General features: G+C 67.8%; 19 protein-coding genes. 10 read left to right on the top strand and 9 right to left on the bottom strand.

The annotated features are described in order from the left end of the window. Positions 1 to 246 precede the first annotated feature (246 nt). Both cysK and epsC read left to right on the top strand, forming a co-directional pair. Entirely contained in the window at positions 247 to 1,182 is a 936-nt protein-coding gene (cysK, locus tag ASE64_RS05655) for a cysteine synthase A (protein WP_055776971.1), read from the top strand. Positions 1,183 to 1,227: 45 nt separating this feature from the next. Further along, the gene (gene epsC / locus ASE64_RS05650) at positions 1,228 to 1,818 is read left to right on the top strand and encodes a serine O-acetyltransferase EpsC (protein WP_055776968.1); all 591 of its coding nucleotides are present in this window, start codon (positions 1,228 to 1,230) and stop codon (positions 1,816 to 1,818) included. Between the two features lie 172 nt (positions 1,819 to 1,990). Here epsC and ASE64_RS05645 read toward each other — a convergent pair whose 3' ends face one another. The 6 genes from ASE64_RS05645 to ASE64_RS05620 are packed head-to-tail and all read right to left on the bottom strand — an operon-like array spanning position 1,991 to position 8,589. Then, complete coding sequence (locus ASE64_RS05645; RefSeq protein WP_055776965.1) at positions 1,991 to 2,953, bottom strand: acetylxylan esterase; 963 nt, start codon at positions 2,951 to 2,953, stop codon at positions 1,991 to 1,993. Positions 2,954 to 2,989: 36 nt separating this feature from the next. Further along, complete coding sequence (locus tag ASE64_RS05640; RefSeq protein ID WP_055776962.1) at positions 2,990 to 4,513, bottom strand: inositol monophosphatase family protein; 1,524 nt, start codon at positions 4,511 to 4,513, stop codon at positions 2,990 to 2,992. Beyond that, positions 4,510 to 5,655, bottom strand: a complete 1,146-nt coding sequence (locus tag ASE64_RS05635; protein WP_055776959.1) for an ABC transporter ATP-binding protein — start codon at positions 5,653 to 5,655, stop codon at positions 4,510 to 4,512. Before ASE64_RS05635 ends, ASE64_RS05640 begins: the two co-directional genes overlap by 4 nt. Positions 5,656 to 5,663: 8 nt before the next feature. Then, positions 5,664 to 6,479: an ABC transporter permease gene (locus ASE64_RS05630; protein WP_055776956.1), complete on the bottom strand. Its 816-nt coding sequence runs from the start codon at positions 6,477 to 6,479 to the stop codon at positions 5,664 to 5,666. Further along, complete coding sequence (locus ASE64_RS05625) at positions 6,479 to 7,429, bottom strand: ABC transporter permease (RefSeq protein WP_055776953.1); 951 nt, start codon at positions 7,427 to 7,429, stop codon at positions 6,479 to 6,481. The genes ASE64_RS05630 and ASE64_RS05625 overlap by 1 nt, the downstream gene beginning before the upstream one ends. Then, positions 7,426 to 8,589, bottom strand: a complete 1,164-nt coding sequence (locus ASE64_RS05620; protein ID WP_235480503.1) for an extracellular solute-binding protein — start codon at positions 8,587 to 8,589, stop codon at positions 7,426 to 7,428. Before ASE64_RS05620 ends, ASE64_RS05625 begins: the two co-directional genes overlap by 4 nt. A 147-nt stretch (positions 8,590 to 8,736) precedes the next feature. Here ASE64_RS05620 and ASE64_RS05615 point away from each other — a divergent pair, with 147 nt between their 5' ends. Continuing rightward, positions 8,737 to 9,816: a LacI family DNA-binding transcriptional regulator gene (locus tag ASE64_RS05615; protein ID WP_055776950.1), complete on the top strand. Its 1,080-nt coding sequence runs from the start codon at positions 8,737 to 8,739 to the stop codon at positions 9,814 to 9,816. An 89-nt stretch (positions 9,817 to 9,905) separates the two neighbouring features. On the opposite strand, the gene ASE64_RS05610 is transcribed toward ASE64_RS05615, so the two are convergent. Next, positions 9,906 to 11,213: a nucleotide disphospho-sugar-binding domain-containing protein gene (locus ASE64_RS05610; RefSeq protein WP_055777548.1), complete on the bottom strand. Its 1,308-nt coding sequence runs from the start codon at positions 11,211 to 11,213 to the stop codon at positions 9,906 to 9,908. Positions 11,214 to 11,329: 116 nt separating this feature from the next. Here ASE64_RS05610 and ASE64_RS05605 point away from each other — a divergent pair, with 116 nt between their 5' ends. The 4 genes from ASE64_RS05605 to ASE64_RS05590 are packed head-to-tail and all read left to right on the top strand — an operon-like array spanning position 11,330 to position 15,269. After that, on the top strand, positions 11,330 to 13,084 hold the full coding sequence (locus ASE64_RS05605) for an AMP-binding protein (RefSeq protein ID WP_055776947.1): 1,755 nt from the start codon (positions 11,330 to 11,332) through the stop codon (positions 13,082 to 13,084). 14 nt (positions 13,085 to 13,098) lie between these two features. Then, positions 13,099 to 14,175: an enoyl-CoA hydratase/isomerase family protein gene (locus ASE64_RS05600; protein WP_055776946.1), complete on the top strand. Its 1,077-nt coding sequence runs from the start codon at positions 13,099 to 13,101 to the stop codon at positions 14,173 to 14,175. Positions 14,176 to 14,230: 55 nt separating this feature from the next. Continuing rightward, entirely contained in the window at positions 14,231 to 14,812 is a 582-nt protein-coding gene (locus ASE64_RS05595) for a hypothetical protein (RefSeq protein WP_055776943.1), read from the top strand. Between the two features lie 37 nt (positions 14,813 to 14,849). Then, positions 14,850 to 15,269: a DUF6578 domain-containing protein gene (locus ASE64_RS05590; RefSeq protein WP_055776942.1), complete on the top strand. Its 420-nt coding sequence runs from the start codon at positions 14,850 to 14,852 to the stop codon at positions 15,267 to 15,269. Here ASE64_RS05590 and ASE64_RS05585 read toward each other — a convergent pair. Continuing rightward, positions 15,224 to 16,456, bottom strand: a complete 1,233-nt coding sequence (locus ASE64_RS05585; RefSeq protein WP_055776939.1) for a glycosyltransferase — start codon at positions 16,454 to 16,456, stop codon at positions 15,224 to 15,226. The genes ASE64_RS05590 and ASE64_RS05585 overlap by 46 nt on opposite strands. 146 nt (positions 16,457 to 16,602) lie before the next feature. Here ASE64_RS05585 and ASE64_RS05580 point away from each other — a divergent pair, with 146 nt between their 5' ends. Continuing rightward, the gene (locus ASE64_RS05580; protein WP_055776936.1) at positions 16,603 to 17,070 is read left to right on the top strand and encodes a hypothetical protein; all 468 of its coding nucleotides are present in this window, start codon (positions 16,603 to 16,605) and stop codon (positions 17,068 to 17,070) included. 31 nt (positions 17,071 to 17,101) lie between these two features. After that, positions 17,102 to 17,821 (top strand): SDR family oxidoreductase, encoded by a 720-nt coding sequence (locus tag ASE64_RS05575; RefSeq protein ID WP_055776933.1) that lies wholly within the window; start codon positions 17,102 to 17,104, stop codon positions 17,819 to 17,821. A 36-nt stretch (positions 17,822 to 17,857) separates the two neighbouring features. Here the strand turns inward: ASE64_RS05575 and ASE64_RS05570 are convergent, their stop codons facing one another. Then, on the bottom strand, positions 17,858 to 18,832 hold the full coding sequence (locus ASE64_RS05570; RefSeq protein WP_055776932.1) for an SDR family NAD(P)-dependent oxidoreductase: 975 nt from the start codon (positions 18,830 to 18,832) through the stop codon (positions 17,858 to 17,860). A 41-nt stretch (positions 18,833 to 18,873) separates the two neighbouring features. Between ASE64_RS05570 and ASE64_RS05565 the strand changes: the two genes are divergently transcribed. Continuing rightward, positions 18,874 to 19,419 carry an acyl-CoA thioesterase gene (locus ASE64_RS05565; RefSeq protein ID WP_055776929.1) on the top strand — a complete coding sequence of 182 codons (546 nt, stop codon included), beginning with the start codon at positions 18,874 to 18,876 and terminating at the stop codon, positions 19,417 to 19,419. The last annotated feature ends 5 nt before the right edge of the window (positions 19,420 to 19,424 follow it).

The following is a 19,424-nucleotide window of genomic DNA, read 5'->3' as shown; positions in this document are numbered from 1 at the left end:
CCGGCAATTTTACGCCGGGCTGCTCCGAGAGACCTTTTGTGCACGAATACCTCCATTGCGTCGCGGCGACCGTTCACAGATGGAGGCATCAGGGCACAATCGCTCGGCCGCTTTCTGCCATAACCTGCACGAATTGCTGCTAGTTGCCGTAACAATAGGTCAGCGCCCTCAGGAACTCCCTAGGCTGGGGGAGTTGTCCCCTTCTCGTCGTCGAGCTCGCATGAGTTCAGTTAAGGATTTGCCGCCATGCCCAGCATCTACAACGACATCACCGAGGTCTTCGGAAACACTCCGCTGGTTCGCCTGAACCGCGTGACCGAGGGGCTCGGCGCCACCGTGCTCGCGAAGCTCGAGTTCTACAACCCCTCCTCCAGTGTGAAAGACCGCCTGGGTGTCGCCATCGTCGACGCCGCCGAGGCATCCGGCGAGCTTCCCCCGGGCGGAACCATCGTCGAGGGAACGTCGGGCAACACCGGAATCGCCCTGGCCATGGTTGGAGCTGCCCGCGGCTACAAGGTCATCCTCACCATGCCCGAGTCGATGTCGAAGGAGCGCCGTACCCTGCTGCGCGCCTATGGAGCCGAACTCGTTCTGACCCCCGGCCCCGAGGGCATGCGGGGAGCGGTCGAGAAGGCCGAGGAGATCGTCGTCAACACACCCGGAGCCGTGCTGGCCAAGCAGTTCGCCAACGCCGCGAACCCGGCCATCCACCGCGCAACGACCGGACCCGAGATCTGGAACGCCACCGACGGCGCCGTCGACATCTTCGTCGCCGGCATCGGAACCGGCGGAACCATCACCGGCGCCGGCAACTACCTCAAGGAGCAGAAGCCCGGACTGCAGGTCGTGGCCGTCGAGCCGGCCGAGTCGCCGATCCTCAACGGCGGGGCCCCCGGTCCGCACAAGATCCAGGGCATCGGCGCCAATTTCGTGCCCGAGGTGCTCGACCGCGAGGTCTACGACGAGGTCATCGACGTGAACATCACGCAGTCGGTCTCGATGGCCCGCCGCCTCGCCGCAGAAGAGGGAATCCTCGCCGGTATCTCGTCGGGCGCCACGGTCACCGCCGCCCTCGAGCTCGCGGGTCGGCCCGAGAACGCGGGCAAGACCATCGTGGTCGTCATCGCGAGCTACGGAGAGCGCTACCTGTCGACGGTTCTGTACGAAGACCTTCAGGACTGATCGGATGCCGTCGGCCGCGTCTCGCACGTCGGCCGAGTTCCGGGCGTGAGCGCCCGGGGTTCGGCCGCGTTCGCGCGCGCTCGCGAAGACATCACCACGGCACGGCTCCGTGACCCGGCCTCGCGCTCGAGGCTCGAGGTCATGCTCAGCTACTCGGGAGTGCATGCCGTGTGGGGCTACCGCATCGCGCACGCGCTCTGGATGCGCCGCCTGCGGCTGCCCGCGAGGCTCGTCTCGCAGTACGTGCGCTTTCTGACCGGCGTCGAGATCCACCCCGGTGCGGTGATCGGGCGTCGCTTCTTCATCGACCACGGCATGGGAGTCGTGATCGGCGAGACCGCCGAGATCGGCGACGACGTGATGCTCTATCACGGGGTCACGCTCGGCGGCAGGAGCACGGCACGAGAGAAGCGGCATCCGACCCTCGGCAATGATGTGACGGTGGGAGCCGGAGCCGTGCTGCTCGGGCCGCTGGTGATCGGCGCTCACTCCGTGGTGGGAGCGCAGGCCGTGGTGGTGCACGACGCTCCGCCCTACTCCGTGATCACGGGCATCCCTGCGGTCGCCCGCCCGCGCGCGCACTCGGCGGAGCCGACGGCAGAGGCCTTCTACACAGACCCCGCGATCTACATCTGACCGCTTCGGGCCGCCGTGTGCGTCAGGCCTTGTTTCCCGTGAGGGCGAGGCCGCCGCCGAGTCCGATCATGAGAACACCGTCGATGGTAGTGGCGCGACTAGATCAGGAGGAGAGCGCCGCTGACGCCACTATCCACACGAGTCGCCTCTCCTCCTGAATTAGTGGCGGAGGCTACGCCAGCTGCTCTTTCAGGAACGCGATCGCCTGAGTCTCGTCTTCGATACCGCCGCCCTCGTGGCCGTTGAACGCCCATTCGGTGATCTCCTTCGGGCCGGCGTACGCGTTGAACGCGGCGTAGACCGTGGAGGCCGGGCACGTGGCATCCATCAGCGCGACCGAGAAATGCGCCGGAGCCGTCGCCCGACGCGCGTGGAACGCGGCGTCGAAGCTGCCCAGCACCTCGTAGACGGATGCCGCCTGGTCGCGATGGACCCTGAGGTAGTCGACGATCTCGTGGTACGGATACGCGTCGGTGATCAGCGTGGCCCGCCCGAAGTCGCAGAGGAACGGCACGAACGCGACGACCGCGGCGAGATCGTCGCGCAGCCCGGCCACGGCGAGAGCGAGGCCGCCGCCCTGGCTTCCGCCGGCAACCGCGATCCGCGCCGCGTCGACCTGCGGCAGCTGCTTCGCGGCGTCGACGGCACGCACCGCATCGATGAACAGCCGGCGGTAGTAGTAGTCGTCGCGGTTCTGGATGCCCTTGGTCATCACCCCGGGGATCTGCGGGCCGCCGGGGCCGACATCCGGTGTGTCGCCGACGCTCCACGAGGCGCCCTGGCCGCGCGTATCCATGTGCAGATGCGCGAAGCCGGACGCCACCCACGTGAGGGACTCCTCGGGTCGACCACGGCCGCCGCCGTAGCCGACATACGTGACGACCGTGGGCAGGGGCGTGGTCGAACTGGTGGGCACGCGCAGCCACGCCTTCACATCGGTGCCGTCGGCTCCGCGAAAGGTCACATCGAACACGTCGATGACGCTGAGCACGCTCTCGACTCGCTCGACGCGCACGTGGAGGGGAACATCGGCGGCCGCGGCCAGTGTCTGCTGCCAATACGCGTCGAAATCGGCGGGCTCGTCGCCCGCGATCTCGTGACGACGAACGGCGTCGAGGTCGGCTTCGATCAGCATGGGACTCCTTTGTGCGGGCGGCGACTGCATCGAACTTTACCGAGCAACCGCCTCTCGCCACAGGGCATGCAGCTGCTCGGCCGTCTGACGGTTCGCCGCCGCGAGCACGCCGCCGCTCGCCGGAAAGAGGGTCTCGTCTCCATTCTCGTCGAGCACCACGCCTCCCGCCTCGCGCACGATGAGCACCGCGGCCAGGTGGTCGACCGGGCCGAAGCGGCCGATGACCGCCCCGATGCCATGGCCGAGTGCGATGCCGGCGACGGTCAGCGTGCCCGATCCCATGATGCGCATCGTGCAGTACCGCTGCGACAGCGCGTCGAGCATGGGGAGCATTCCGGGCCACGCGGCGTGCGCCGCGAGCTCTGTGCTGACCATGGCGCCACGCAGGGGATCGGGGGCCGGGCCGAAGGTGGGCGCCGACAGGGCCTCGGCATCCGGCTTGTCGAGGCACAGGCGGATGCCGTCGGACCAGGCGCCGCCGCCGGCCTCTGCCTCGACGACGACACCGCGCCAGGGGTCGGCGACCACGCCGACGACCGGCGCCCCGTTGACGACCAGCGCGAGCGAGAAGCTCGTCCACGGCATGCCGTTCGCGAGGTTGGCGGTTCCGTCGACCGGATCGAGGTACCAGCACGGCCTGTCGGCCTGCGCCTCGCCGCCGAACTCTTCTCCGACGAAGCAGTGGTCGGGGAACTGCGCGCTGATCACGGAGCGCACGACGCGCTCGATGGCGAGATCGATCTCGGTGACGTGATCGGCGGGGTTGGCCTTGGTCGCCACGCTCGTCACGTGGTGTTTGCGCACGTACTCGACGGCCCACGTCGCCAGCTCCCGCGAGATCAGCCTGGCCCGAGGCAGCATCTGCACGGTCGCCGCCGCGTCGTTGTTCCGAAGGCACAGCAGCAGAGCCAGCCGGTTGCTCGTGATCGAATCGACTCCGATCGACATGAGCCACGCCATCTGCTCGGCGTCGTCGACGGTCCAGCACGACACTTTGACGCCGAGTGAATGGATGGCGGCGACGAGTTCGCGCCCCACGTAGACATGGGGCAGGTTCACGAAGGTGGGGCGCAACTCGGCGAGATCCAAGGCGCTGGGTGCGGTCGACTCGGCCCACGGCATCCAGATCTCGGCGGCCGCGTCGCGGCGCCGGATCGTTCTCATCGCGTCGATGTGGCCGCACCAGGCGACCCTGGCCTCCGAACCGCAGGTGGCGACGACGCGGTGCGCGGCCGCCGCGGGCTCGGGCGAGTCCATGTCGATGAGCAGAAGCGGCTTCGCATCGTGCATGAGGTGCAGAACGTCGCGCAGCAGCGGGATGCGCAGCTCGCCGCCGCCCAGTCTCTCGACCTCGGCCAGGGTGAGATTCGCGACGTGGGCGTCGACGCCCCAGAGTCTCTGAAGAGTGGCATCGTGCAGCAGCACGACCTCTCCGTCGCCCGTGAGGCGCACATCGATCTCGATCGTCTCGGCTCCCGCCGCGATCGCCGAGCGGATCGCTTCGAGGGTGTTCTCGCGATGAACGGAGGAGTCGCCGCGGTGGGCGACCACCGCGGTCACGCCTTCGCCCCTGCCAGCACGCGCGCCGTGCGGGCGCGGCCGTCGACGAGAATGCCGTCGACGTAGTGCCGCACGTTGTTCAGCGTCACCGTTCCGTGATCGCCCACGGCGGGAGGAACTCCGCCCGCGATCGAGCGCACCTCGGCTCCGCCCGCGTTGAGCACGAGCTCGGAGAAGTGTCCATGGGGAAGCACGCGACGCACCTCGACGGGGGTCGCGCCGACGCGGCGAACGCCCGAGGTGGGCTCGAAGAGAACGTCTTCGGGGCGCACTGCCCAGGCCTCGGCCGGCGGGACGTCTGTCGAGGTGACGGACGTCGACGGGTCGGCCACGGCATCCGGCACCACGTTCGGCACGTGGCTCAGGCTCGCGCTCTCGAAGAGGGTCGGCGCGGGCAGCACGTTCATGCTGCCGATGAACGAGGCCACGAACAGGGTGCGCGGATTGGCGTAGAGCTCGGTCGGGGTCGACACCTGCTCGATGCGACCCGCGTTCATCACGGCGACGCGGTCGGAGATGGCCATCGCCTCGTCTTGGTCGTGGGTGACCATCACCGTCGTGATGCCGAGGCGCTGCTGGATGTCGCGGATCTCCTCGCGCACCTTGACCCGGAGCTTCGCGTCGAGGTTCGACAGGGGCTCGTCGAGCAGCAGCAGATCGGGGCGCTGCACGATCGCGCGGGCGAGGGCGGCGCGCTGCTGCTCACCTCCGGAGATGTGCGCGGGGCGGGAGTGGGCGTGGTGGGCGAGGTTGACCGTCTCGAGGGCTGCCATCACGCGCTCGGTGATCTCGGCACGGGGCACGCGCTTGATACTCAAGGGAAAAGCCACGTTCTTGAACACCGTGAGGTGCGGCCACAGAGCGTAGTTCTGAAAGACCATCGCGCTCGGGCGCTTGTCTGGCCCCTTGTCGGTGACGTCGACTCCGCCGATGCTGACGGAACCCGTGTCTGGCTGGAGAAAGCCGGCCATCATGCGCAGCGTCGTGGTCTTGCCGCATCCGGAGGGACCGAGCAGGGCGACGAGCTCGCCCGCGGCCACGTCGAGTTCGAAGTTCTCGACGATGGTGCGGTTGCTCAACACCTTGGTCAGGGCGGTGACTCTGAGCCCCGACGTCGCGTCGGTCTTGGTGGGTGTTGTCATGGTGGTGCCTAACGAATCTGGAAGCCCTCGGCCAGACGTCCGCCCATGATGAAGCGGCGGGCGAAGAGCAGAAGGGCGACGGAGGGAACGGAGAGCAGGATCGCGAAGACCGCGGCGACCTGCTTGGGGTAGTTCAGAACGAGCGAGTACATCTCGGTGGGCATGGTCATGTACACCGGTGCCCCCACGAGATAGGTGCCCTGGGCCTCGTCGAAGGCGGCGAGGAACGACATGAGGATGGCCACGAGGATGCCGGGCAGTGCGAGCGGCAGGGTCACGCGCACGAAGGTGCGGATGCGCCCGGCGCCGGCATCGCGGGCCGCCTCTTCGAGCGCACGGGGCACCGAGCTGAAGGCCGCCGCGGGAATCCACGTCATGAACACCACCGTGCCCACGAGCTGCACGATGACCACTCCGGCGATCGTGTTCATGAGGTGCAGACCGTAGAACAGCGAGGCCATCGAGACGAAGAGCCCCATCTTGGGGAAGGCGTTCGTGGCGAACAGGCCCACCAGGAAGATGCGGCGGCCCGGGAACTCGAAACGCGAGAAGGCGTAGGCCGCGGGCAGGCACACCACGGCCGAGACCAGCACGGTCAGCGGCGCAAAATAGAGCGAGTTGCGCACGGCGGCACCGAGCTCGGCGTCGTTGAAGACCACCGACCACCAGTCGAGCGTGAGCCCGGCGGGAAGCAGGCTCGGGTAGTCCCACGAGGTCGCGAAGGCGTGCGCGGCCAGCCACAGCAGCGGACCCAGGATGAACACGGCCACCACCACGAGGAGGGCGCCCGTGACGACACCGCGAGAGAGCATGCGTGCGCGCATCAGACCCGACCTTCCTTCTTTGCCGATCGAAAGTTCGCCCACACGTAGAAGAACGCGATTCCGGATGCGAGCACGAAGACCACGACGGCCATCACGATCGCCTGCTGCGGGTGGTTGAACGCCTGGAAGTACTTCGAGATGTCGACGCCCAGCATGCTCGGCGCATTCGGTCCGGTGAAGTACGGAACGGTGAAGGAGCCGAGCACTCCGATGGCCGTGAAGGTCGCGGCGATCACGAGCGGGATCGCGCTCAGGGGAACGAGGATCCGGGTGACGATCGCGAACGACGAGGCGCCGGCATCCCGAGCCGCCTCGATCATGGCGTCGGGAATCGACTGCACGCCCGAGATCGCCATGAGCGTGGCGAACGGCAGGCTCGTCCACACCGAGCCGATGATCACGGCCACGGTCGTGTACCCCCAGGTCGGCCCGGTCAGGCCGACGAGAGCGAAGACCGTGCGCACGAATCCGTCACCCGAGTAGAAGGTCAGGATGGCCCACGACGCGATCACCACGGGGATGAAGAGGGGCACCACGGCCAGGCCGGCGAAGACGCTCGCGAGCCGTCCGCCGCGCAGGCGCAGGTTGAGGGCGATGCCCAGCGCCAGCGCCAGCACGATGACGGTCGAGACCACGGTCACGCCGACGGTCACCCCGAGGTCGCGGGTGAAGCGCGGATCGGTGAAGACGTCGACGTAGGCCTGGGCGGTTCCCCACCAGCTGGTCGCCTCGCGGGTGTTGAGTCCGATCGAGGCGATCGTCGAGTTGAGGCCGCCCGTGTGGCCGAGGCTGAAACCGATAGCGAGCACCACGGGAACGCCCACGAAGAGTGCGAGCAGAATGACGGGTGGCAGCGCCATGGCGAGGCCGATGCCCGAGCGGCGGGCCTCAGGGGAGACCCGCCGCCGAGCACCGACCGGGGCGCGACGCCCCGATCGGATGTCGGTCACTGTCCGGGAACCTTCGCGTCCCAGAGGTTGTTCATGTCGGACGCCATCTGGCTGTAGTACGTGGGGCGCAGCGCCGAGGGGTCGGCCGAGGCGAACTTGTCCTTCAGATCGGCGGGAACGTTGTCGAGCGAGATCACCGGGTAGCCCGCGATGGTCGACGCGATGAGCGCCTGGCCCTCGGAGGAGAGCACGTAGTCGGCCAGCTTCTGGGCGACGTCTTTGTGAGACGCGGTCTTGGGAATGCCGAGGTACGAGGCGCTGCCGGTGAACGAGGGGTTTGAGATCTGCGCGTACTTGATGTTCGCGGGCAGAGTCCCGGTCTTCTGGGCAGTGATGACCTGGTCGCTCCACACGGGCGCCATCTCGATAGCGCCTGTGCCGAGCAACTCGAGCACCTGGTTGTTGCCGTTGGGGTAGACGCCCTGCTGGTACATAGACGCGCCGAGCTTCTTGAGTTCGTCGAAGCCCTTGTCCCACTCGCCCTCGAGCGACTGGTCGTAGCCCGTGGTCATGGCGGTGCGCGATTTGTCCGAGACGTACTTGTCGAGCACGGTGGTCACGAAGGCCGCACCCGATCCGCCGGTGGAGGGCGAGTTGTAGGTGAACTGCCCGGGGTTGGCGGTGATCCATTTGAGGAGCTCGTCGAGGGTGGTCGGCGGCGTCTTCACCTTGGTGGAGTCGTAGGCCAGCAGCACAGAGGAGGCGCGGTAGGGGATACCGAAGCCGGCGCCGGCCTTCACCGTGGTGTCGGGCACCGTGGCGAGGTTGGGCACGTTGTCGGCAGACACGCCCTCGAGCAGGCCCGCCTTGCCGGCGGCCTGGATGAAGCCCGAGTCGATGAGGTCGAAGCCGGGGTCGTCGTTGGCCTGCACCGAGCTGGTGAGCTTGGCCATCGTCTGCGCGTCGTGCTCGCCGTGCAGATCGAGGGTCGTCGTGACGGATGCGCCCGGGTTCGCCTTCTCGAAGGCGGGGATGATGGCGTCGGTCCAGAGGCTCTGCACGTTGGTGTCGCCGGAGATGAAGACGGTCGCGGTGCCGGAGGCATCGGTCACGGCGTGGTTGGTGGCGGCGACGTCGGTGCTGGCGGTCGGAGCGCAGCCAGCCAGCGCGAGCGCGACCGCCGCGGCGGCGGAGAGGGTAAGAAGACAACGACGGGGCATCACGATTGTTCGTCCATTCGGGTCGGGTGTTGATGCGAATCGCATCGTTTCGATAGTGGGCTGCGATGGTTAACGCAACGTTGCGATTGGGAGACATCGTGCCGAACTCGCCCTGGGAGGAACCTGCGCGTGGATAGGGTGAAAAGCATGACCTCGAGCTCGGCGCGCACCTCTGTGACCCTTGCCGACGTCGCTGCGCTCGCGAAGGTGTCGACCTCCACCGCGTCTCTGGCCTACCGTCGAACGGGCTCGATCACCGAGCGCACGAGGGCCCGCATTCTGGCCGCCGCGGCCGAGATCGGCTACGCCGGACCGAACCCGACTGCCCGATCGCTGAAGAGCGGCCGCTCGGGCATCGTGGGCATCATCGTGGCGGGAACCGTGCGCCGGGCCTTCCAGAATCCGGTGGCGATGGCCACCATGGCGGGGCTCAGCGAGGCGCTCGACGAGCTCGATGTGGGCCAGCTGCTGCTGTCGCACCGATCGGAGTCGGGCGATCGCTCGGCACGCCTGCTCGACGGCATGCCGGTCGACGCGGTCGTCTTTCTCACCCGCGGCGAGGAATTCGACGGGCTCTTGCCGAGCATGCGGGCGCGCCACATACCCATGGTCGGCGTCGAGGGTCCGCACGAAGAGGCCGTCACACTCGTCGACATCGACGACGCCAGCGGGATGGCCGCGTTGGCCCGCCACGTGCGAGATCTCGGCCACACGCGAGTCGGGGTGGTGATGCGCTCGACGCGCATCGACGCGAATGGGCCGCCCGGCCCGATCGAGCCGGTCGACGCTCGTCTGGAGACGATCAGCAACCGCACGATCCGCGAGCGGCTGCGGGCGGTCGCATCCGTCTTTCCTGACGCCACGCGTGTCGAGGCCGGGGGCCGCGAGCTCGACTCGGGCGAGATCGCGGCGGGGCGCATCCTCGACCAGGATTCGCCGCCCACCGCGATCCTGGCGCAGAACGACATGCTGGCCGTCGGGGCACTCCGGGCCGCCGCCGCACGGGGACTCCAGGTTCCGCGAGACCTCACGGTGACGGGGTTCGATGGGGCCGACATCCCTCTGCTGGGGCGTCGGCTGACCACGGTGGAGCAGCCGCTGCACGAACGTGGCCTTCAGGCGGGACGCATGGTGGGGGAGCTTCTGGCCGGGGGAGCGCCATCGAGCGTCGTGCTGCCGGTCGTGTTCCGCGAGGGCGACACGTCGGGCCCGCCGCGCGCGAGCTAAGTCAGCACGTTGAGTGTGACGAGCCGAGCACGCGGCTCCGATCTCCGGCATGTGCCCTCAAACGTGCTGACTTAGCTCGACGGCCGCAGTCAGCGCCGGGCGACGAGACCGCCGAGAGCATCTGAGATGACGTCGATCGGGTCTGGCAGGGCTCGGATCTCGTCGCGCAAGTTCTCGCTCGCCGCGCGGTAACTCGGCTCGCGCAGCACCCGTCGCACGGCGTCGCGCACACGATCGGGTCGAGGAGATCCGCTGCGCAGGTCGATGCCGCACCCCGCCCACTGCACCCTTGCCGCCACCTCGGGCTTCTCTTCGGTCGACCCGGCCACGACGAGGGGAACGCCCGCCGCGAGTGCGCGTTGCACTCCGCCGAATCCTCCATTGGTCACGAAGACATGGCAGAGCGGCAGAAGCTCGTCATAGGGCAGAAACTCCGCGATGCGCGCGTTGGAGGGGAGCGCGCCTCCCATCGCTGCCGCCACATCGGCGATCGGACGTCCTCCGGTCGTCGCCACGACGAGTACGTCTTCGTTCGCCAGCGCGCGAAGCGTCGGCACGATCAGGCGCCCGAGATCGACGTTGTCGATAGTGCCCTGCGACACGAGGACAACGGGCCGCCCGGCATCCAGATCGCCCCACCAATCGGGCAGACCGGATGCGTGTGGCCGCGCAGGTCGCAGCGGCCCGACGAAACGCACCGTGCTGGGCAGCTCGCGCCGCGGGTACTCCATGCCCTCGGCGCTGAGCTGGAACAGCAGATCGAAAGACCGGTAGGCGAAGTCGAAGAAACTCACGCCCGTCGGAGAGACCCCGACCTCCGAGAGCGCCTCGGTCACGGCGCGCTCCACGGGTCGGAACGGACCGCGCAAGAGGAACGCATTCAGTGCACGGTTCCGCGCACGAGCGAGGCCGGACGCTCCCGGTTGAAGCGCCGTTCCGAACGGCGCGGCATCGACGCTGGCGAGAATAACCGGCACCGCCGAGACGCCCACCACCGGTAGCCGCCCTTTCCGCGCCCTCGCGAGGTAGGGGGCGAGCCCGGTGAACGATGCCTCGCCGACGATGGCGTCGAATGCCTGCGAGGCGAGCAGCGATTCGACGGCCCGCCACTGCGCGGGAATGACCCGGGCGAACATGCCGATCATGCCGTAGCGCACCGCCGCCAAGCCCCGGAGTTTGTCGCGGCCGGGAAGCCAGGCATCCAGATCGTCGTCGTCGTAATCGACCTCGGCGGGCAGCGGGGCAAACGTGAGGCCCGACTTCACGACGAGGTCTTCGTACTTTCGGCCGGTGAGAACGGTGACGCTGGCACCCCGTTCCCTGAGTCCGCGACCGACGTCGATCAGGGGCGAAACATGGCCGAAGATGGGCGGAGAGCACAGAAGGTACGTGGGCACGAGCTGATGGTAGAGACGCTGTGGGCGGGATAAAGCTGTGAACGATGCGAACTCCCAGGTGTTCCGCACGTCCGCATTCCCCGGTTTCGTCGCCCTGTGCGGCCTAAAGTCGAACAATGACGACTGAGGTTTTTCGCGCTGCCCGTGACCAGCTCGTGGCTCTGCGCGACGACTACGACACCGCCCGCCGAGAGTTCGAATGGCCGGATGTCGGCCCCCGCTTCAACTGGGCCATCGACTGGTTCGACGAGATCGCCAGGGGCAATGACGCCGAGGCCCTCGTGATCGTCGAAGAAGACGGACGCCGCACCACGCGCACCTTCGACGAACTCGCCGCCCGATCCGATCAGCTCGGCCACTGGCTCAGCGCTCGGGGCGTCGCGAAGGGTGACACCGTGATGCTGATGCTCGGCAACCAGGTCGAGCTCTGGGAGGCGATGCTCGCCATCATGAAGCTCGGCGCGGTGATCCTGCCGACGACCACGGCCATGGGCCCGGCCGACCTCATCGACCGCGTCGAGCGCGGGCGGGTGCGTCACGTGATCGTGGATGCCGCTGACGCCGCCAAGTTCGATGCCGTGCCGGGCGAGTACACGCGCATCCGGGTGGGCGAAGCGGCGGCCGCGCCAGCGGCATCCGGGTGGCTGACCTTCGCCGACGCGTTCGCCAGCGATCCGACCGACGAGCCCGCCGCGCACAGCCCCCTGCCGCACCCCGGCAACGCATCGAGCGACGCGCTGCTGCTCTACTTCACCTCGGGCACGACGAGCCGCCCGAAGCTGGTCGAGCACAGCCATGTGTCCTACCCGGTGGGGCACCTGTCGACGATGTACTGGCTCGGTCTGCGACCGGGCGACGTGCACCTGGCGATCAGCTCGCCGGGGTGGGCGAAGCACGCCTGGAGCTGCTTCTTCGCGCCGTGGATCGCCGAGGCCACGATCTTCGTCTACAACTACGCGCGGTTCGACGCGGTGGCTCTTCTCGACCGCATTCGCGAAGAGAAGGTGACCTCGTTCTGCGCACCGCCCACGGTGTGGCGCATGATCATCCAGACCGATCTGAGCGTCGGCGCCGGCGACCTGCGCGAGGCGATCTCGGCGGGCGAGCCGCTGAACCCCGAGGTGATCTCGCGCGTGCGAACGCACTGGGGACTCACCATTCGCGACGGCTACGGCCAGACCGAGATGACCGCGGTCGCGGCCAACACCCCAGGCTCTGAGATCACCGACGGCTCGATGGGCCGGCCGCTTCCCGGCTGCCCGATCGTGCTGGTCGACCCGATGACGGGCCTCGAGGCGAACGAGGGCGAGATCTGCGTCGACGTGCGCTCGCGGCCGGTGAACCTCATGACCGGCTACGTGGGCGACCCCGCAAAGAACACCGAGAGCGAGCACGACGGCTACTTCCACACCGGAGACGTGGCCACGCGCGACGCAGCCGGGTACCTCACCTACGTGGGCCGAACCGACGATGTGTTCAAGGCATCCGATTACAAGATCAGCCCGTTCGAGCTCGAGAGCGTGCTCATCGAGCACCCAGCCGTGGTCGAGGCCGCCATCGTGCCAGCCCCGGATGCGCTGCGGCTCGCCGTTCCGAAGGCGTACGTCGTGCTCGCGGCCGGCTTCGAGCCGACGGATGCGACGGCGAAAGAGATTCTGCGATTCGCGCGTGAGCGGCTGGCCCCGTTTCAGCGGGTGCGCCGCATCGAGTTCTTCGAGCTGCCGAAGACGATCTCGGGCAAGATCCGCCGGGTCGAGCTGCGCGAGCGCGAGGAGCGCGTCGCCGAGGGGGTCGTGGTCGCGGTGGAGTGGCGCGACGATCAGTTTCCTGAGCTGAAGGCCGTGGGCAATACGGGAGGTGCGGCATCGTGACGGATTCTGCAGCTATGACTGCTGAGGGCGACGTTCTCTTCGAGGTTCGCGGCCGGCTCGCGCACATCACCTTGAACCGCCCGCGCGCGATCAACGCGTTGACCCACGACATGGTCGCGGCCATCGGAGAGAACCTCAGAGCGTGGGCGCTCGACGACTCGATTACGACTGTTCTTCTCACGGGAAACGGAGCTCGTGGACTCTGCGCGGGTGGTGACGTGACGCAGTTGCACGGCCGGGTCGCGGCCGACGACGTGGCGAGCGCGGTCGCCTTTCTGCGCGACGAGTACCTGGTCAACGGCCTGATCGCGCGCTACCCCAAGCCGGTCGTGGCGATCATGAACGGCTTCGTGCTGGGCGGCGGCATCGGCCTCTCCGGCCATGCCTCGCATCGTGTGGTCACCGACGACTCGGCGCTCGGCATGCCCGAGGTCAGTATCGGCCTCACCCCGGATGTCGGCGGCAGCTGGCTACTGAGCCGCGCGCCTAGAGAGCTGGGCACCTATCTGGCCCTCACCGCGCGCACCGCGTCGGCGGCCGATGCGATCGAGCTCGGACTCGCGGATACGTTCGTGCCGACGGATCGACTGCCCGCCCTCGTCGCGTCGCTGGAGGAGCTGGCCGCCGACGAGGCCGTGGCCGCCGTGTCTGCCGAGCCGTTTCGGGGCGCCGGCGCATCCGGTCGGCTGACGGCCGACGCGTCGTGGGTCGAGCCGGCTTTCGCGCACGACACCGTCGCCGAGATTCTGGATGCTCTGGCGGCGTCCGACGTCTCCTCGGCGGCCGAGACCGCGGACCTCATCAGAACCAAGTCGCCCACCGCGGTGGCCGTCACCCTGGAGTCGCTTCGGCGCGCTCGCGAGCTGCCCAGCCTCGAGGCCTGCTTCAACCAAGAGTTGCGGATCATGGCGCACGCCTTGGCGCACCCCGACTTCCGCGAGGGAGTGCGCGCGCAGGTCATCGACAAAGACCGCACTCCCCGGTGGGAACCGGCGACCCTCGAGGAGGTGTCGCCCTCGACCGTGGCCTCGTTCTTCGAGGCGACGGATGGCGCGCGCGACCCGTTCCCGCAGGCTGCGGCCCCGCGGTGATCGAGTCTTGTCGCGAGGGCTAGTCAGCGTCGGAGGCCGTGCCTACACTTCGGCTATGAGAGCCGATACCTTCTTTCTTCTGTCAGATGCCGCTCTTCGCAGCGTCATCGATCGTGTGCAGCCGGGCGACTTCGACAAGCCCGTTCCCGCGTCGTGGTCGTCGTTCGAGAACCCCACTGTGAGCCATCTCCTCAGATCGCACGCCTACGACGAGGCGTGGGTTCCCGGGGTGTTGGCCGGTAAGTCGATCGCCGATGGCGACGAGCTGCGAGACAAAGACCTGCTCGGCGACGACCCCATCGCTGCGTATGACGCCCTCAACGACACGGCTACGGCAGTCGTAAAGGCGGGAGTCGACGTCGACTCGACCTTCCATTTTCAGTACGGCGACTACCCGGCCGACGAGGGGCTCTCGCACCTCGCCATGTACCGGGCGACCCAGGCATGGATGATCGCGAAGCACCTCGGAATACCGTTCCACCTCTCACCCGAGCTCATCGAGGGCTTGAACGAGTGGGTCATTCCCCACGCTGACGAGTGGCGCAGCTTCGGGGTTTTCCCTCCCGCGATCGAACCGCCGGCAGATGCCGACGACGAGACGCGGGTGCTGTGCGCGATGGGGTTCTGGGTGTCGTAGCTCGGAGCCACGACGCCGCGTCTGCGAGCATGGCTTCATGCGCGTGTGGCTTACCGATTGGCAACTGGCCGAAGACCACCTCCTGGTCACGACCGGAGACACGGTCGAGTGGCAGCTCTACCCCGCTGATTCCGAGTGGACTGCCCGGCTCTTCGGTGATCGCCTGCAAATCGAGTGGCAATTGGATACCTACGGCGCGGCAGTCGATCAGCCGTCGCTTCACGTGACCGGTGCGGTCGACGCGCTGCAGAGTGTGTGGTGTCGGCAAGAGCAGACGGCTGAGAGCGTGGTACCCGCCCGCGGCGAAGCGTCTCTTCGGCCAGAGCTCGACACCTCGATCTCGTGGGCGAGAAGAGCCGCACCTGCGGGGATTCACGCCGCGGGCTACCCCGTCGTCGACGGCCCAGCCCTCTACGGGTACGTGGTCTCTCTCACCTCGAGCTCAGGGCCACGATGATCACGCGAGGTCGCGAGTCCCTCGATAGCACTCACGACATCACCGGCCGTCGGCAGTGAACTCAGCTGTTCTCCGATAGCTCGCGCGGCCGAGCGGTATCCGGGCGTCGACAGGACGTGTGACGCCATGGCTCCGATCTCGGCCGGCGTCGCCGACTCCGCGATCAACACGGCCCCCGCCCCGACCGCCTCGACGTAGTTGCCGTTGGGCACCTGATCCGCGCCGAGCGGAAGAACGATCATCGGAACGCCGGCGTGCAGCGCCCCGACGACAGAACCAGACCCACCGTGATTCACGACGAGGTCGGCGTGCTGGATGATCTCGGCCTGGGGAACGTACTGCTCTACGCGCACGGTGCTCGGCCCGGTGCTCTCTGCGAGTTCGATCGTTCCGGGGTCGACCCACGGGCCGGTGGTGACCAGGATTCGAGCGGGTAGATCGCCGACTCCCTCGAGAATGCGGGTGAACAGGTCGCCGGAGCTCGTATTGAACTCGGTGCCGAGGGTGACGTAGATGCGAATGGCCTCGTCACCAGCTCGAAACCACGCCGCCGCGGGGTGCGGGGCGTCGATCTCGAGGGGCGTGGGTCGGAGGCGCATCACGGGGCCGCCGAAATCCGTGTCGGGGCGCATCGAAGCTGTGGCGGGCACCACCGTCAGCGCGCCGTCCAACATGCTCAGATGCGGGTCCGCCGCAAGCCCCGCCGCGAAGCGAAGCTGCTGGATCGGTACGCGGATGGAGTCCTTCCACGAGTTGCTCGCGGTGGCGAACGCGGTCACGACGACGCACGGGACCCCCGCCTCCTCGGCCGCGGTCATCGCACCGAAGTCGAACTCGCTGCACACGAGGATGTCGGCGGGCCACTCGGTCAGAAGCTGGTGCACGTCGATCAAGGCGCCATACGCGGCCGTGCCGAGAAAGACCTCTTCCACCCTCTGCAGCACCCGCTTCGGGTCGAACGACCTCATCGAGCCAGTGCCGATCGTGCTCGATGGCAGCCGGATGTCCCGGGGGCAGAGTCGAGTGAATCCCGTCTGCTCGAGCACGGGTTCTCGAGCGCCGATCAGAGCGGTCTGATGACCGGAGGCTTCGGCCTGCCGGGCGATCGGCAGCAGAGGAGCGAGGTGCCCCCTGCCTCGAGGAAACGAGAAAACGATGTGCAGGGGTCGACTCGGGGTTGTCACCATCGCCTGCGCTCCAATCTGGCCGCGGATGTCGAAAGCCTGCGCATCCGATTTTTCACTAGACGATCGTCTGTCGAATCGTCTACCATCATCATGTCGTGTCCCGCAGGATCTGTCGATTCGACAGACCGCACCCCACAAGGAGCCTCATGTCCCGCATCCTCACCCTCACCCGCGCGGCCATCGTCTGCGGCCTCACGGCTGCGGCCATCGTCGTTCCGACGCAGGCGCAGGCCGCTCCGGTCGCTCCGGAACACGCCGCCGTTCACGCTCCGAGCGCCGTCGCCGCAACGCCGTTCACCGTCAAGACCTATGGCGGAAGTGACAAGACGTCCTTCGATGGAATCCGCTTCGCCGGAACCGGAACCCCGGGCTCGCTCGTGTTGGTGTACTACGACGCGCCCGGCAAGTCGAGTGGAATCCTCTCGAACTACCACATCGCCGATGGCGATGGCACGGTGAGCGCCAGCGGCAGTTACTCGTTCACGGCGACGTTCCCCGACCTCCCGCGCGACGCCGATGTGCTTCGCTACCACGCCCGCCTCGTCGACCCGGGCAGCTTCACGGTGATCGGCCGCATCGACGGCGTCCGGTCGCTGACGCGAGGCGAGCAGTAGCGACACGGATTCGCGGAAGGAGTTGGTTTCAGTGAACGAACGAGGCATCCCGGAATCCCAGGCGGCGGACGCGCCGAAGACCGTCGTGGTGATCGGCGCATCCCGAGGTATCGGAGCCGCGATCGCGTCGATCTTCGCGGCCCATGGTCACCATGTCGTCGGCACCCACCGGGGCGGAGGCACGCCGAGCGGGGTCGAAGGATTCGAGCTCGACATCACGGAGCCCGCTCAGATCGCGGAACTCTTCGCCTTCGTCGCCAAGGGCGGCAAGCCGGATGTCGTCGTGGTCGCCTCGGGGATCACCCGCGACGGCCCCCTCGTGCGCATGTCGGACGACGACATCGACGCGGTTCTCGCCACGAACCTCGTCGGCCCGATGCACGTGGTCCGGGCGGCAGCATCCAAGATCGCCCGAGGGGGCTCCATCGTGCTGCTCTCGTCAGTCAGCGCGCGACTCGGACACGTCGGTCAAGCCAACTACACCGCCGCCAAGGCGGGACTCGAGGGCTTCGTGCGTACCGTCTCGCAGGAGTACGCGTCACGGTTCCGAATCAATATCGTCTCCCCGGGGCCCACCCGCACGGACATGTTCACCGACGCCAGCGCCGAAGCCCAAGAGACCATGCAGCAGGCCACCCCGATGCGACGCGTGGCTGAGCCTCAGGAGATCGCCGACGTCGTGTACTGGGTCTCTCAGTCGACGTTCATGACGGGCGCGACAGTGCCCGTCTCGGGCGGAATCGTCATCTGAGCGAGCGTTGGCGCGAGGAGCCTCGGCAGGAGTTCGCTACGCGAACGCGTTCACACCCGTGAGCTCGGCCGACAACGCCCACAGCTTGGCGGCCGCGTCACGATCGATCGCGTGCGCATCCACCCCGGCGAAGCGCGCGGTCGGGCTGCCGGCGACGGTCGGCTCGGCGATGTCGCAGTCCTCGCAGTACACGCCGCCCATTCCCTCGAGCTGCGGTGACGTGGCCGCCCATGTCGAGGTGGCCGCACCCTGCGCCGGTGTCTTGAAGCGCTCGTTCACGGTGCCGTCTTCGGTGATCCAGCCCGAGGCGATCATCTCCTCGCGGGGCAGGTGGCGCTGCAGCTCGGTCATGATGCCGCCCGGGTGCGCCGCGAATGCCCTGACGCCCTGCGATTGACCCAGCGCATCCAGCTGCACGGCGAACAGGCTGTCGGCCGTCTTCGCCTGGCCATAGGCCTGCCACTTGTCGTAGCCCGAGGTGAACTGCGGGTCGTCGAAGCGCATCGGGCTGAGCTTGTGACCGCTCGACGAGAGAGCAACCACGCGGGCGCCTCCGTCAGCGACGAGCGCGGGCCACAGAAGATTCGTGAGCACATAGTGGCCCAGGTGGTTGGTGGCGAACTGCGACTCCCAGTCGTCGCCGACGCGCGCCTCGGGCGACGCCATGATCGCCGCGTTGTTGATGAGGATGTCGAGGCTCCGCCCCGATGCCACGAAGCGCTCCGCGAAGGCTCGAACGCTCGCAAGATCCGAGAGATCGAGCGTGTCGACCTCGACCTCGGAGAGGCCTCGCGCATCCAGGGTCTGCCGCGCCACATCGGGGCGGCGAGCCGGCACGACGACGCGCGCACCGGCATCCGACAGCGCGGCGACCGTCTCGATGCCGAGCCCGGAGTACCCGCCCGTGACGATGGCCGTCTTGCCCACGAGATCGATGCCGGCCAGCACGTCGCTCGCCGTGGAACGGTCGGTGAATCCGGAGGGAAGCGCGTGCTGGGGTGTCGTTGTCATTGATCAAGCGTACGTCTGTTCTGGGAGGCTAGATTCGGGGGATGCACCTCTTCTTCCGCACGGTCTGGTACCAGTGGCGCGCCCGGTCGAGGCGTCGCGTGGGAACGTTCGACGTCGCCTCCACGCCCTTTCGCGTGCTGCCCACCGACCTCGACGTCTTCAAGCACATGAACAACGGGGTCTACCTCTCGATCCTCGATTTGGGGCGGCTCGACATGCTCGTGCGCAGCGGAATCTGGTCGATCGTCAATCGGCGCGGCTGGTACCCCGTCGTCGTCGCCGAGACGATCAGCTTTCGCAAGTCGCTGACCCTCTGGCAACGTTTCGACGTGGAGTCTCGCGTGCTCGGGTTCGACGAGAAGGCGGTCTACGTCGAACAGCGCTTCACGGTCGACGGCGAGATCTACGCGCACGCTTTCATCCGCGGGCGCTTCCTCAAGCGCGCCGGCGGCATCGTTCCGATGCCCGAGCTTCTGGATGCCGTGGGCCCGATTCCCGAGACCGTCACGGTTCCGGAATGGCTGCACGAGTGGGGCCAGACCACGGCGCTGCCCGCGACGAAGGCGCCCGCACCCAGCGAGTGGTGACGCTC

The organism is Agreia sp. Leaf210, assembly GCF_001421485.1.
Taxonomy (GTDB): Bacteria; Actinomycetota; Actinomycetes; order Actinomycetales; family Microbacteriaceae; genus Agreia.
This window is presented reverse-complemented; position numbering and strand designations above follow the sequence as displayed.

Excerpts from the sequence above, each read along its gene's own strand:
- cysK (WP_055776971.1), top strand. The coding sequence starts at position 247 with ATGCCCAGCATCTACAACGACATCACCGAGGTCTTCGGAAACACTCCG.
- ASE64_RS05645 (WP_055776965.1), bottom strand. The coding sequence starts at position 2,953 with ATGCTGATCGAAGCCGACCTCGACGCCGTTCGTCGTCACGAGATCGCG.
- ASE64_RS05635 (WP_055776959.1), bottom strand. The coding sequence starts at position 5,655 with ATGACAACACCCACCAAGACCGACGCGACGTCGGGGCTCAGAGTCACC.
- ASE64_RS05630 (WP_055776956.1), bottom strand. The coding sequence starts at position 6,479 with ATGCGCGCACGCATGCTCTCTCGCGGTGTCGTCACGGGCGCCCTCCTC.
- ASE64_RS05620 (WP_235480503.1), bottom strand. The coding sequence starts at position 8,589 with ATGCCCCGTCGTTGTCTTCTTACCCTCTCCGCCGCCGCGGCGGTCGCG.
- ASE64_RS05615 (WP_055776950.1), top strand. The coding sequence starts at position 8,737 with ATGACCTCGAGCTCGGCGCGCACCTCTGTGACCCTTGCCGACGTCGCT.
- ASE64_RS05605 (WP_055776947.1), top strand. The coding sequence starts at position 11,330 with ATGACGACTGAGGTTTTTCGCGCTGCCCGTGACCAGCTCGTGGCTCTG.
- ASE64_RS05600 (WP_055776946.1), top strand. The coding sequence starts at position 13,099 with ATGACTGCTGAGGGCGACGTTCTCTTCGAGGTTCGCGGCCGGCTCGCG.
- ASE64_RS05595 (WP_055776943.1), top strand. The coding sequence starts at position 14,231 with ATGAGAGCCGATACCTTCTTTCTTCTGTCAGATGCCGCTCTTCGCAGC.
- ASE64_RS05590 (WP_055776942.1), top strand. The coding sequence starts at position 14,850 with ATGCGCGTGTGGCTTACCGATTGGCAACTGGCCGAAGACCACCTCCTG.
- ASE64_RS05585 (WP_055776939.1), bottom strand. The coding sequence starts at position 16,456 with ATGGTGACAACCCCGAGTCGACCCCTGCACATCGTTTTCTCGTTTCCT.
- ASE64_RS05580 (WP_055776936.1), top strand. The coding sequence starts at position 16,603 with ATGTCCCGCATCCTCACCCTCACCCGCGCGGCCATCGTCTGCGGCCTC.
- ASE64_RS05570 (WP_055776932.1), bottom strand. The coding sequence starts at position 18,832 with ATGACAACGACACCCCAGCACGCGCTTCCCTCCGGATTCACCGACCGT.
- ASE64_RS05565 (WP_055776929.1), top strand. The coding sequence starts at position 18,874 with ATGCACCTCTTCTTCCGCACGGTCTGGTACCAGTGGCGCGCCCGGTCG.